General features: G+C 65.4%; 13 protein-coding genes. 8 read left to right on the plus strand and 5 right to left on the minus strand.

Going from position 1 to position 12,024, the window contains the following annotated elements:
• Positions 1–117 precede the first annotated feature (117 nt).
• Together ACODTA_RS10105 and ACODTA_RS10110 are read right to left on the minus strand one after the other, a co-directional pair.
• Positions 118–462: a hypothetical protein gene (locus ACODTA_RS10105; RefSeq protein ID WP_489065780.1), complete on the minus strand. Its 345-nt coding sequence runs from the start codon at positions 460–462 to the stop codon at positions 118–120.
• Positions 463–475: 13 nt separating this feature from the next.
• The gene (locus ACODTA_RS10110; protein ID WP_489065781.1) at positions 476–1,120 is read right to left on the minus strand and encodes a cation efflux transmembrane domain-containing protein; all 645 of its coding nucleotides are present in this window, start codon (positions 1,118–1,120) and stop codon (positions 476–478) included.
• Between the two features lie 62 nt (positions 1,121–1,182).
• On the opposite strand from ACODTA_RS10110, the gene ACODTA_RS10115 reads away from it, so the two are divergent.
• The 8 genes from ACODTA_RS10115 (at position 1,183) to ACODTA_RS10150 (ending at position 10,275) form a co-directional block, all read left to right on the plus strand.
• Positions 1,183–1,572 (plus strand): MerR family transcriptional regulator, encoded by a 390-nt coding sequence (locus ACODTA_RS10115; protein WP_489065782.1) that lies wholly within the window; start codon positions 1,183–1,185, stop codon positions 1,570–1,572.
• Between the two features lie 62 nt (positions 1,573–1,634).
• Positions 1,635–2,411, plus strand: a complete 777-nt coding sequence (locus ACODTA_RS10120) for a metallophosphoesterase family protein (RefSeq protein ID WP_489065783.1) — start codon at positions 1,635–1,637, stop codon at positions 2,409–2,411.
• Between the two features lie 100 nt (positions 2,412–2,511).
• Entirely contained in the window at positions 2,512–4,890 is a 2,379-nt protein-coding gene (locus ACODTA_RS10125) for a PAS domain-containing protein (RefSeq protein ID WP_489065784.1), read from the plus strand.
• 96 nt (positions 4,891–4,986) lie between these two features.
• Complete coding sequence (locus ACODTA_RS10130; protein WP_489065785.1) at positions 4,987–5,295, plus strand: DUF485 domain-containing protein; 309 nt, start codon at positions 4,987–4,989, stop codon at positions 5,293–5,295.
• Positions 5,292–6,986: a cation acetate symporter gene (locus ACODTA_RS10135; protein ID WP_489065786.1), complete on the plus strand. Its 1,695-nt coding sequence runs from the start codon at positions 5,292–5,294 to the stop codon at positions 6,984–6,986. Before ACODTA_RS10130 ends, ACODTA_RS10135 begins: the two co-directional genes overlap by 4 nt.
• Before the next feature lie 329 nt (positions 6,987–7,315).
• Entirely contained in the window at positions 7,316–7,891 is a 576-nt protein-coding gene (locus ACODTA_RS10140; protein WP_489065787.1) for a GbsR/MarR family transcriptional regulator, read from the plus strand.
• A gap of 186 nt (positions 7,892–8,077) precedes the next feature.
• Entirely contained in the window at positions 8,078–8,773 is a 696-nt protein-coding gene (locus tag ACODTA_RS10145; protein WP_489065788.1) for a DUF4166 domain-containing protein, read from the plus strand.
• On the plus strand, positions 8,770–10,275 hold the full coding sequence (locus ACODTA_RS10150; protein ID WP_489065789.1) for a TIGR01777 family oxidoreductase: 1,506 nt from the start codon (positions 8,770–8,772) through the stop codon (positions 10,273–10,275). Before ACODTA_RS10145 ends, ACODTA_RS10150 begins: the two co-directional genes overlap by 4 nt.
• 116 nt (positions 10,276–10,391) lie before the next feature.
• Here ACODTA_RS10150 and ACODTA_RS10155 read toward each other — a convergent pair whose 3' ends face one another.
• The 3 genes from ACODTA_RS10155 to rplM all read right to left on the minus strand — a co-directional run bounded on the left by ACODTA_RS10155 (position 10,392) and on the right by rplM (position 12,024).
• Positions 10,392–10,895 (minus strand): hypothetical protein, encoded by a 504-nt coding sequence (locus ACODTA_RS10155; RefSeq protein ID WP_489065790.1) that lies wholly within the window; start codon positions 10,893–10,895, stop codon positions 10,392–10,394.
• Positions 10,896–10,978: 83 nt separating this feature from the next.
• Complete coding sequence (rpsI, locus tag ACODTA_RS10160; RefSeq protein WP_489065791.1) at positions 10,979–11,545, minus strand: 30S ribosomal protein S9; 567 nt, start codon at positions 11,543–11,545, stop codon at positions 10,979–10,981.
• The gene (rplM, locus tag ACODTA_RS10165; RefSeq protein WP_489065792.1) at positions 11,545–12,024 is read right to left on the minus strand and encodes a 50S ribosomal protein L13; all 480 of its coding nucleotides are present in this window, start codon (positions 12,022–12,024) and stop codon (positions 11,545–11,547) included. The genes rpsI and rplM overlap by 1 nt, the downstream gene beginning before the upstream one ends.

The raw sequence follows: 12,024 nt of genomic DNA on the forward strand, positions 1-12,024 counted from the left end.
CCAATCGGGCGAGAGCATTCGGCCCGCGGGCCGAACGCGAAAGGATAGGCATTGGGAATGCTCCTGATCAGCGTGAACGGCATGGTCGCCAGGGGGCGTCTCATGCGTGCGGCTGGATCAGGCGGCGGGCGGTTGGAGCGGAGGGGCCAAAGCGCGCGAGGGCAGGGTGGGTGATATGGCAGGCATCAGCGCAGTGCGCGCGGACAGGCCGGTATCGGCGGCATCCACGCAATCGACCGCGATATCGGCGCCGCAATGGTGATGATGCCCGACATGCGAAGGCTGGTCGCCCGGCCTGGGTTTGGGGGCGTCGGATTTGTCCTCGGCCTCCGCCGCGTCTCCGCCGTCATGTTCGAAGGCGTGCGCCCCAAGCCCTTGATGGATATGCGCGAGCGCGGGCGCGCCACTGCCTGCCACGAGGACGGCCAGCAGCAGGACAAGGCTCAGCGCGCGACGGAACATCTGCCGGCCGCTATCATGACGCGGATTGCCGGGCAAGCGATCGACCGGACGACAGCTCGGCCAGTGCCGCGCGTATCACCTGCCAGCCGCCGCTGATGCCGAGCGCCGCCATCAGAAGCGCGACGACCAGGTCGGGCAGGGCGCTGCCGGTGGCGGCCACGCCAAGCGCGGCGGCGAGCACCGCGATATTGCCGATGGCGTCGTTGCGCGAGCAGATCCAGACGGACCGCATATTCGCGTCGCCGGTGCGGTAGCGATAGAGCATCGCTGCGACGGCGAGGTTCACGATCAGCGCCAGCGTGCCGATCACGCCCATGGCGACGGGTTCCGGGGCGGCGCCCGTCAGGAAGGCCCAGATCGCCGAACCGAGCACCCACAGGCCGAAGGCCAGGATGGTGACGCCCTTGAGCAGGGCGGTGCACGCACGCCAGGCCAATGCCATGCCCGCGACGCCCAGGCTGATCGCGTAATTGGCGGCGTCACCCAGGAAATCGAGCGCATCAGCCTGGAGCGCGCGTGAATCCGCGGACGCGCCCGCGCCGAATTCGACAAGGAACATCACCGCATTGAGCAGCAGCGCGATCCACAGCACGCGCCGCCACCTTGGATCGTTCAACGCCGTCTTGCCCGCTTTCGCGCCGCAGCAACAGTCAGCCATGGCCACTCGACTCCTTGATGGGACTCGGCTTATGCACCCTGTAGCAACTATAGGGTCAAGCGATGAAGATCGGCGAACTCGCGCGGGCGACGGCGACCAAGGTTGAAACCGTCCGCTTTTACGAAAAGTCGGGACTGCTGCCGGCTCCGGGGCGGACGGCCGGCAATTATCGCGCTTATGGCGCCGGCCATCTCGCGCGATTGTCCTTTATCCGCCGTGCGCGTGACCTGGGCTTCTCGCTCGATCAGGTCCGTGCGCTGCTCGATCTCTCCGACGACCGCGCACGTCCCTGCGGCGCCGTCGACGAAATCGCCAGCGCGCAACTCGCGGCGGTCGATCGCAAGATCGCCGACCTGACGGCGCTGCGGCGCGAACTCGCCAGCCTGCTTGATCAATGCAGCCGCGGAACGATCGCGGATTGCCGCATCATCGACGCGCTCGCGCCTGGTTGACGGGTCTCGCGGCGGCTTGTGACGCAGCGGGAACGGATTGTCGTGATCGCCGTTGAACGAGGATGGCATCGCGTATCTTCCATGTCAGCGATCTTCATTTCGGACGTCAGGATCAGGCCGCGCTCGATTGGTTCGCCACGCGGGTGGAGGCGGAGAAGCCCGATGCCATCGTCATCACCGGCGACCTGACATATCGGGCACGCAGCGCCGAGTTCGCCGCGGCCACCGAATGGCTGCAGCGGCTGAAGCTGCCCGTCACGATCGAACCGGGCAATCATGATTTGCCGTATTTCAATCCGATCGCACGGTTCTTCTCGCCCTATCGCCGCTATCGCCGGGTCGAGCGCGCGATCGAGGACAGATTGGAAGTGGCGGGTATCTGCACCGTGCCACTGCGCACGACCGCGCGCGCGCAGTGGCGGAGCAACTGGTCATGGGGTGTGGTGCGGCCGGTCAGCCTGGCGCTGGCGTTGAAGGCGTTGGCCGATTGTCCCCCCGATCGGCTCAAGATCGTCACCTGTCATCATCCGTTGATCGATACGCAAGCGATGAGCAAGCGTAGCCGTACCCTGGGCGGCGAAAAGGCGTTGGCGGCCTTGTCGGCGGCTGGCGCCGATGTCGTGCTGAGCGGGCATGTCCATGATCCCTTCGACGTTCGTCATCCCGTGGGCGGTCGCGCCGTGCGCCTGATCGGCGCAGGCACCTTGTCCGAACGCGTGCGGACGACGGCGCCCAGCTTTAATGAACTGGTGTTGGCGCACGGCACGCTCGACGTGGCGGTGCATGTGATGCCCGCTTCAGGCGCGCCATCGCCGGATATTGGGGAAACGGCCGGGTAATGACAGGCTATCTCTTTAATATATTTGCGTTATCATGAGTTCGTATCGGACGGGCGGCGGGGCGCGGACAGTCGCCTCCTCCCATCGGAATGGTGGCGTGATGGAAACGACCCCGGGCGAGGAAAAGCTGAGCGTTGCGCTCGATGCCGGCGGCATGGGCTGGTGGGAGCTCGATATTCCGACGCTGACGCTGGACGCGTCACCCAATTGCAAGGCCAATTACGGCCGCACCCCTGGCGAACTTTTTACCTACGACATGCTGCTGGCGCAGATTCACCCCGACGATGTCGCGCGCATGCGGGCCGCCGCGCGGCGCTCGCTGGAAACGGGCGAGGATTACGACATCGAATATCGCTGCGTATGGCCCGATCAGAGCGTGCACATCCTGCAAATCCGTGGCCGGCTCCGCCGCGACGCACAGGGCGCCTTGTCGCGGATGATCGGGGTAAGCTGGGAGGTGACGGCGCAGCGCGCCATCGAGGCTGCCTTGCGCATGAGCGAGGCGGCCTTGCGCGAGCAGACCGAGCGGGTGCGTCTGGCTCAGGAGGCGGGCCAGGTCGGTGTGTTCGAATGGTTTCCGGAGTCCGGCGGGCTCAGTGTTTCCAACGCCTTTCGACATCTATGGGGGCTTTCCGCTGACGCCCCGGTGACGGACGCCCTGCTTGTCTCGCAGATCCATCCTGACGACCGGCGGCTGGCCGGTACGGCGCGGATCGAGACCGAGGCCAACCCGCTGCAATATTCGGAATATCGCATTTTTCGCGCGGATACCGGCGAGGAACGCTGGCTCGCGCGTCGCGGTGAAGTGCGGACGCGTGAAGGGGACCGGGTGCGCCGCTTCATCGGAGTGGTCATCGACATCACCGAGCGCAAACATGCGGAAGCGGCCTTGCGCGAGAGCGAGGAGCGGTTCCGGCTGATCGCGGATTCCTCGCCGGTGCCGATGTGGGTCAGCAAGCTTGGCGGCAAGCGGGAATTCGTCAACAAGGCCTATTGCGAGATGTTGGGCGCGTCATACGAGGTCGCCGTCGATTATGACTGGCGCGACCTGCTCCACCCCGACGATCTGCCGCGCATTCTGAAGGAACAGATCGCGGGCGAAAGCTCGCACAAGCCGTTCACGCTGGAGGCGCGCTTTCGCCTGTCGGATGGCGAGTTCCACTGGCTGCGATCGCAGAGCCAGCCGCGCTGGGGCCCGGATGGCGCGCATATCGGCTTCATCGGGGTCGCGCACGACGTGACCGTCGCCAAGCTGGCGGAGGCCGAGTTACGCGGCCTCAACGATCGGCTGGAAGAGCGCGTGGCGGCGGCATTGTCCGCGCAGGCGGAAACCGAGGCGGCATTGCGCCAGGCCCAGAAAATGGAAGCTGTTGGCCAATTGACCGGCGGGATCGCCCATGACTTCAATAATCTGCTGACCCCGGTGATCGGCGGGCTCGAGATCGTCGCGGCCGGGGTGACCGATCCGCGCCACAAGAGACTGGCGGAAGGCGCGCTGGAGGCGGCGCGGCGCGCGGCGAAGCTGACGGGGCAGTTGTTGGCCTTTTCGCGCATCCAGAAATTGAGCGTGAAGCCCGTCGATGTCGGTGCGCAGATCGGCCAGGTGTTGGATATGATGCGGCGCACCCTTGGGCCGGGGATCACGATCCGTTCGGAGCTCGATGGCGCGGCGGGATTTGCGATGTGCGATCCGCACCAGTTGGAAAACGCGGTGCTCAATCTCGCGATCAATGCGCGCGATGCGATGCCGAATGGCGGAACGCTTACGCTTTCGGCGCGGCGTACCAGGCTGGAAGGCGGCATCGATCATGAGGCCGGCGATTATGTCGCGGTTTCGGTGGAAGATACCGGCACCGGCATGGCGCCGGAGATATTGCAGCGTGCGACCGAGCCATTCTTCACCACCAAGCCGTTCGGGCAAGGCACCGGGCTCGGGCTCGCCCAGGTCTACGGCGTCGCACATCAATCCGGTGGCACCGTGATGATCGACAGCGCTGTGGACATGGGCACCACTGTGTCGATCTACCTGCCCGCAGCCGATCTGGTGGTGGTCGCCGAACCGGTCCTGCCGGCCCGGGGACGCCGGATCGTGTCGCGAAGTGGAGGGCGCATCGTGCTTGTCGATGATGACGACGATGTGCGTGGCTTCCTTCAGGATGTGCTCGGCGCGTCGGGCTATGTCGTCACCGCGCTCGCCGATGGCGAGACCTGTCTCGCCGATCTGGAGCAGCAGGCGCCCGATCTGTTGATGCTCGATTTCGCGATGCCGGGCCTCAACGGCGCCGAAACCGCGTTGATGGCGCGCCGCCGCCATCCCGATCTGCCGATCATCCTGGTGACGGGCTATGCCGACAGCGACGCGCTGGATGTCGCAGCGGGATATGGCGCCGTCATTCTGCGCAAGCCGTTCGAACAGGCCGAACTGATGGCCGCGATCGAAGCGGCGATGAAGCCGCGCACCAGCGCCGCGCCGATCTGAACATCCGGATTCATGCCGGTTTTTTCGTCTGGAACCGGATGGACAGCGCACCGCCGCGCATGACACAAGCCTTTGGCAACAAGAAGGGGGAGGGGCATGGCCGATCCGGTCGCCGACATGTTGGAGCAGGATCCTCGCTATGCGGCGCTGTTGCGCGATCGCTCGCGCTTCGCGTGGTTGCTCTCGATCCTGATGTTCGCGGCGTTCCTCGGCTATATCGGCCTGATCGCCTTCGACAAGGCGGCGCTGGCGCGGCCGATCGGCGGCGGAGTGACCTCGCTCGGCATTCCCGCCGGCATCGGCCTGATCCTTTTCGCGATCCTGTTGACCGGGCTTTACGTGTGGCGCGCCAATCGCGTCTATGACCGGCGCATGGCCGAGATCCTGGCGGCGCAGCAGGCATGAATCCGCGTCTCCTGATCGTGCTGGCGCTGCTCGTCGCGGCGCCCGCTTCCGCCGCCGCCCTGGAAGGGCAGGCCGAACGCCAGCCCATCAACTGGGTGGCGATCGCGATGTTCCTGGCGTTCGTGACGCTGACATTGGGGATCACCCGGCGCGCGGCGCAGCGCACGCGCACCGCATCCGATTTCTACACGGCTGGCGGCGGCATCAGCGGTTTCCAGAACGGGCTGGCGATGGCGGGCGACTATATGTCGGCAGCGTCCTTCCTCGGCATTTCCGCGCAGATCTTCGCGGACGGTTATGACGGACTGATCTATTCCACCGGCTTCATCGTCGGCTGGCCGATCCTGTTGTTCCTGATGGCCGAGAAGCTGCGCAACCTTGGCAAATACACCTTTGCCGACGTCGCATCCTATCGCTTTGCCCAGCCGCCGGTGCGCAGCTTCGCCGCGGGCAGCACCTTGCTCGTCGTCTGTTTCTATCTGATCGCGCAGATGGTCGGCGCCGGGCAGCTCATCAAATTGCTGTTCGGGCTCCCCTATGGCTATGCCGTGATCGTCGTCGGCATGCTGATGATGGCCTATGTGCTGTTCGGCGGCATGCGCGCCACCACCTGGGTCCAGATCATCAAGGCGGTGATGCTGCTTTCCGGCGCGACCTTCATGGCGGTGATGGTGCTGGCGCAATTCGGCTTCTCGCCCGAAGCCTTGTTCCGCCGCGCCGTGGAGGTGAAGACCGATATGGCGCTGGTGAAGGGCGCTTCCCCTGAAGAAGCCGCAGCCAAGGGTCTGTCGATCATGGCGCCCGGCAATTTCATCAAGGATCCGATCAGCGCGATATCGTTCGGGCTGGCGCTGATGCTCGGCACGGCAGGCCTGCCGCATATCCTGATGCGCTTCTTCACCGTTCCGGATGCGCAGGCGGCGCGCAAATCGGTGCTGTGGGCGACCACCTGGATCGGCTATTTCTACATCCTCACCTTCATCATCGGTTTCGGCGCGATCGTGCTGGTGGCGACCAATCCCGCCTATCTGGATGGAGAGGCGCTGCGCGGCGGCGGCAACATGGCGGCGATCCATCTGGCGCATGCGATCGGCGGCAACGCCTTTCTCGGCTTCATCTCCGCCGTCGCGTTCGCGACGATCCTGGCGGTTGTGGCGGGCCTGACTCTGTCCGCCGCGTCGGCGGTGAGCCATGATCTCTATGCGACGGTGATCAAGCATGGCGAGGCGAGTTCCGCCGACGAACTGCGGGTGTCGCGTATCACCACGCTGGCGCTGGGGGCGCTCGCCATCCTGCTCGGCATCGCGTTCGAGAAGCAGAATGTCGCTTTCATGGTCAGCCTGGCCTTCGCGCTGGCGGCGTCCGGCAATTTCCCGGTCCTCGTCATGTCGCTGCTGTGGAGCGGCTGCACGACGCGCGGCGCGGCGATCGGCGGTACGATCGGATTGCTGACCGCATTCGTCCTCACCGTGCTGTCGCCCGCGATCTGGGTGAACGTGCTTGGCTTCGCCGCCGCACCGTTTCCGTACAGTTCGCCTGCGATCTTCTCGGTGCCCGCCGGCTTCCTCGCGATCTGGCTGATCTCGCTGGTCGACAACAGCCCACGCGCGGCGATCGACAAGGCTGGCTATCCCGCGCAACGCCTGCGCGCGGAGACCGGAATCGGGGCCTCTGGAGCGAGCGATCACTAGAGTGATTATAGTTCGATGGAATCATCGAACGACTCGAGCCGCAGGTCAGCGAAGCCAAAATCGCGGTAAAACCTGACTCTCGAGCATGTGATCCGCTTCCAGTGGATCACATGCTCTAGGAGCGCCGGCGCGCGTTCGGGCTGAGGCTTCGGGATTTTCGCATCATCCAACTCCCGCTCGGGCTGAGCTCCTCGAAGCCCTGTCCTTCTTCTCCGCCGGAGCAGCAGCGGTACAGGGGCTTCGACAAGCTCAGCCCGAACGTTTTGCTGGTTGCGATGCCCCCCAACATCGCGCTTGACTCCTGCTCCGAAATATCAGAAATTTCTGTCATGACAGAAATAGCCGAAAATTCTGAAACGCTTCCCGCCGCAGTACGACAGTTCGTGCTGCATTGGGGGGAGATGGGCGGGCAATGGGGCGTCAACCGCTCCGTCGCGCAGATCCATGCCTTGCTCTATCTGAGCGACCGCCCGTTGAATGCCGACGAGATCGGTGAGAAGCTGGGGATCGCGCGTAGCAACATCTCCAATTCGCTCAAGGAACTGCTTGGCTGGAAGCTGATCCGCCGCGTGCCGGTGATGGGTGATCGGCGCGAGCATTTCGAAGCCGAGGTCGATCTGTGGCAGATGCTCACGCGCATCGCCCAGGGCCGCAAGGAGCGCGAGGTCGATCCCGCCGTCGCGGCGCTCAAGCTATGCCGCGCCGAGGCGCAGGACGATCCGCGCATCTCGCGTGTCGCGCGCGAGCGGATCGAGGCAATGCACGATTTCGTGACGACGATGGACGACTGGCACCGGGAGATGATCACCATTCCGCCGGCCCGGCTGATGCTGCTCATCAAGATGGGCCGCAAGGTGCTCAATTTCCTGCCACTCGGGCGGAGCAAGGCGAAGCCCGATGTGTAGCGCCAACTCCCTGTCCACCCCGCACGTCATGCCAGCGAAAGCCGGCATCTCCCTCGCGATGAGGCGCGATCTGGTTGGCAGGCCCCAGCTTTCGCTGGGGTGATCGGACTGGGGCGGGTGGAAAAGGACCACTCAATTCACGACTATATATTTCTCTCCATACAGAAATAATCGAAGGAGGTGAAAATGGAACTGATGGCGGCACGGGGTGTGAGGGCCCGCTATCATTTGTGGCGGCGGACATGCGCCATGCCCATGGACGACGCCATCCATCCATTTCGCAGCCTGTTGGGTGTGGAGCGTTGGGGCGCCTTGCCAACGGCGGTGCGCGCGCGTTTCCGTCGGCGGATCGCGGCGGGCGCCTGCGTCACCTATGTCGGCGAAGTCGCCGAATGCCGGATGAGCCGGCTCGGCTGGCTGCTCGCCAACCTCGCGCGGCTGGTGGGGGCGCCGCTGCCGCTTCACCGCGATACCGGGGTGCCTGCCTGCGTGACCGTGACCGAGGATATCGCGGGCGGCGGTCAGTTCTGGACGCGACAATATGGACGCCGCGACGGTTTTCCGCAGGTGATCTTCAGCGCCAAGCGGTTCACCGGCCCGACGGGAATCGAGGAATATCTCGGGCTCGGCGTGGGCATCGCGCTCCGCCTTGCTGCGGAGGACGGCGTCCTGTGGTTCCTGAGCGATCATTATTTCCTGCGGCTCGGGCGGTTCCGGCTGCGTTTCCCGCGCTGGCTGGCGCCTGGCCATCTCGCCATCGGCCATGTCGATTGCGGCGGCGGCCGTTTCGCCTTCACGCTCGACCTCGTCCACCCCATCGCGGGCGAACTGATCCATCAACTGGCGGTCTTCGCGGACCCCGATGAAGGAGATGCGGCATGATCGACACGACATTGGGGCTTTTGCTGATCGCGCAGATCGCAATGGGCGGCTTCGACACGCTTTATCACCATGAGCTCACGCAACGGCTTGCCTGGCGTCCCGGCCAGGCGACCGAGCTTCGGCTGCATGGTGTCCGCAATCTCGTCTATGCGATCGTCTTCCTGGCGCTGGGGCTCAGCGCGCCGCAGGGCGGTTGGGCGACAGTGCTGATGGTGCTGCTCGGCGGCGAGGCGATCGTGACATTGTGGGATTTCGTCGAGGAGGACCGGACCCGGCTGTTGCCCTGGACCGAGCGGGTGACGCACACATTGCTGACGCTCAATTACGGCCTCATCCTCGCGCTGCTCCTCCCCGCGCTTTGGACGGCCGCCGATGGCGCGAGCGCGCTTCCGTTCCGTTGGAACGGCGTCTTCTCCATCCTGTTCGCCCTGGCCGCGATCGGCGTGGCGGTCAGCGGCCTGCGCGATCTGGCCGCTGCCCGGCGCAGCGCGCGGCTCGTCGAAGCGGATGGCGCGGCGCTGGCGGAGCCGCTCGGCGCGCGACAGGCGATCCTGGTGACGGGCGGAACCGGCTTGGTGGGCACGCGGCTGATCGGGGCGCTGGCCGGGGCCGGACATGATGTGACGGTGCTGACGCGCGACGTGGCGCATGCCCGGCATCTGCCGGCGCCATTGCGCGTCGTCACCAGCCTGGATCAGATCGGCAATGCCGACCGGATCGACGCGGTCGTCAATCTGGCGGGCGAGAGCATCGCCGGTGGATTATGGACCCGCCGCCGTCGCGCCGCGATCCTCGCCAGCCGGATCGATACGACGCGCGCCCTGCATGCACTGTGTGCCCGGCTCGATCGCCGGCCGGTGGTGCTGGTCAACGCTTCCGCGATCGGTTTCTACGGCGATGCCGGTGATGAGATACTTGATGAAGGTGGCGCGCGCGGCACTGGATTCTGCGCCGATATCTGTGCCGCTTGGGAGGCTGAGGCCGATGCGATGGCCGCGCTTGGCCTGCGCGTCGTGCGGCTGCGCATCGGGCTTGTCCTGGCGAGCGCTGGCGGGTTTCTTGGCAATCTGCTCTTTCCGTTCGAAGCGGGGCTGGGCGGCCGTATCGGTGACGGCCGGCAATGGCTGAGCTGGATCCATCGCGACGATCTGGTCCGGCTGATCGCGTTTGCCATCGCAACGCCCGATCTGCACGGCGCGGTCAACGCCGTCGCGCCCAATCCGGTGCGCAATATCGACTTTGCCAGGGCGCTGGGCCGTGCGCTCCGCCGGCCGGCTCTGGCCACGTTGCCCGCCATGCCGCTCCGGATGGTGTTGCGCGATTTCGCCGACGAACTGTTCCTGGCGAGCCAGCGCGTGTTGCCGGTGAAAGCGGTGTTCCACGGTTTCGGCTTCCGCCACGCGAGGATGGAAACGGCATTGGCGCGGATCGTGGGCGCCCCCGAACCGCGCTCCCGGCGAGACAGGGACAGGCCACTTGCCGATGCGCGGCTGCTGCACTGATGGCGGTGAAGATGCACTCGTCGTCAATAGGGGCGGGGAGGCGATCGACGATGGAAAAGGGGGGAGGGACCCCGCCGCTGGTCATTGGAGGCCATGGCAGGGAGCAGGCCGGTTTCTCACTCCGCCGCCTGGCGCATCCAATGGGTCATCACCGGATAGGCGGGCATGCCGAAATTCTCGGCCTGATGCGGCTCCGCCGTCATGCCGTACCATTGCAGCATCGGCGCGCCGATATATTTTCCCGTGCTGAAATGATGGAGCACGGCTGCACCACCACCGACCTGGCGATAGCCGCCCTCATGAAAAATGATCGCAGGATCGATGCCGATTTCCAGCGCCGCCGCATAGGACCAGGCGATTGCCGCCATTTCCGCGCCCGGATCCGGATCGACGTCGCCCACCTCATCGCGCAGCGCAGGATCGGCGATCGCGATATGCCCGGCCTCGTGCAGCAAATCGCCGGGCCAGGCCAATTGCTCTGGATCGAACAGCAGCGTGCCGCCTTGCACCGCCAGCCCGGGCAGCAGCGTTTCCTCTTCGATCGGGCCGGCGACGGCCGGAATGCCGATCTTGTCCAGAAAGGCCGTGATCTTCGCGATGATGGGGTCGGTGGAGTTCATGGCGCTTCCTAACAAGTCACGGAGCAACAAAAAAGGCGGCCCGTTTCCGGACCGCCTTTTCTGTGTTCGGTGAGAACCGCTTCTTAGCGCTTCGAGAACTGGAAGCTGCGGCGGGCCTTGGCCTTGCCGTACTTCTTACGCTCCACGGTGCGGCTGTCGCGGGTCAGGAAGCCGGCGGCCTTGACGGGCGCGCGCAGGATCGGCTCGAACTTGGTCAGCGCCTGGCTGATACCATGCTTGACCGCGCCAGCCTGGCCCGAAAGCCCGCCGCCCTTGACGGTGGCGATCACGTCATACTGGCCCTCGCGCCCGGCGACACCGAACGGCTGGTTGATGACGAGGCGCAGCGTCGGACGCGCGAAATAGACTTCCTGGTCACGACCGTTGACCGTGATCTTGCCCGAGCCGGGCTTGATCCAGACGCGGGCGACCGCGTCCTTGCGGCGGCCGGTGGCATAAGCGCGGCCCTGGGCGTCGACTTCGCGGTCGCGCAGCGGCATGGTCGGGCGGACGGGCTCGGGCGCAGCCGCAACGGGCTCGCTTTCGGCCGAAACCGGGGCCGAGGCGCTAGCGGCGGGCGCCGCGGCGGCAGGCGCTTCGCCGCTGGTCAACTGAGCCAGATCGGAAAGCGATTGACGGGTATCGGACATCAGGCACCCACCTTGTTCTTGCGGTTCATGGCAGCGACGTCGAGCGTCTCGGGCTGAAGGCCCTCATGCGGATGCTCGGTGCCGTTATAGACGCGCAGGTTGCGCATCTGCTGGCGGCCCAGCGGGCCGCGCGGGATCATGCGCTCAACGGCCTTTTCGAGGACGCGCTCCGGGAAGCGGCCTTCAAGCACCTTGGCGGCGGTGATCGCCTTGATGCCGCCGGCATAGCCGGTGTGCTTGTAGTAGATCTTGTCCTGCAGCTTCTTGCCCGTGAAGCGGACCTTGTCCGCGTTGATCACGATGACATTGTCGCCGCAATCGACGTGCGGGGTGTAGCTCGGCTTGTTCTTGCCGCGCAGGATATCGGCGATCACGACGGCGAGACGGCCGACGACGAGGCCCTCCGCATCGATCAGGTGCCATTTCTTCTCCACCTCGGTCGGCTTTACCGAACGGGTGGTCTTCGCAAGCGCCTTCAT

The organism is Sphingomonas sp. FG14 (assembly GCF_057809675.1).

Coding starts and splice junctions, on each gene's coding strand:
- rplM (WP_489065792.1), bottom strand. CDS start 12,024: ATGAAGGCGCTTGCGAAGACCACCCGTTCGGTAAAGCCGACCGAGGTG.
- ACODTA_RS10155 (WP_489065790.1), bottom strand. CDS start 10,895: ATGAACTCCACCGACCCCATCATCGCGAAGATCACGGCCTTTCTGGAC.
- ACODTA_RS10135 (WP_489065786.1), top strand. CDS start 5,292: ATGAATCCGCGTCTCCTGATCGTGCTGGCGCTGCTCGTCGCGGCGCCC.
- ACODTA_RS10140 (WP_489065787.1), top strand. CDS start 7,316: ATGACAGAAATAGCCGAAAATTCTGAAACGCTTCCCGCCGCAGTACGA.
- rpsI (WP_489065791.1), bottom strand. CDS start 11,545: ATGTCCGATACCCGTCAATCGCTTTCCGATCTGGCTCAGTTGACCAGC.
- ACODTA_RS10105 (WP_489065780.1), bottom strand. CDS start 462: ATGTTCCGTCGCGCGCTGAGCCTTGTCCTGCTGCTGGCCGTCCTCGTG.
- ACODTA_RS10110 (WP_489065781.1), bottom strand. CDS start 1,120: ATGGCTGACTGTTGCTGCGGCGCGAAAGCGGGCAAGACGGCGTTGAAC.
- ACODTA_RS10115 (WP_489065782.1), top strand. CDS start 1,183: ATGAAGATCGGCGAACTCGCGCGGGCGACGGCGACCAAGGTTGAAACC.
- ACODTA_RS10120 (WP_489065783.1), top strand. CDS start 1,635: ATGGCATCGCGTATCTTCCATGTCAGCGATCTTCATTTCGGACGTCAG.
- ACODTA_RS10125 (WP_489065784.1), top strand. CDS start 2,512: ATGGAAACGACCCCGGGCGAGGAAAAGCTGAGCGTTGCGCTCGATGCC.
- ACODTA_RS10145 (WP_489065788.1), top strand. CDS start 8,078: ATGGAACTGATGGCGGCACGGGGTGTGAGGGCCCGCTATCATTTGTGG.
- ACODTA_RS10150 (WP_489065789.1), top strand. CDS start 8,770: ATGATCGACACGACATTGGGGCTTTTGCTGATCGCGCAGATCGCAATG.
- ACODTA_RS10130 (WP_489065785.1), top strand. CDS start 4,987: ATGGCCGATCCGGTCGCCGACATGTTGGAGCAGGATCCTCGCTATGCG.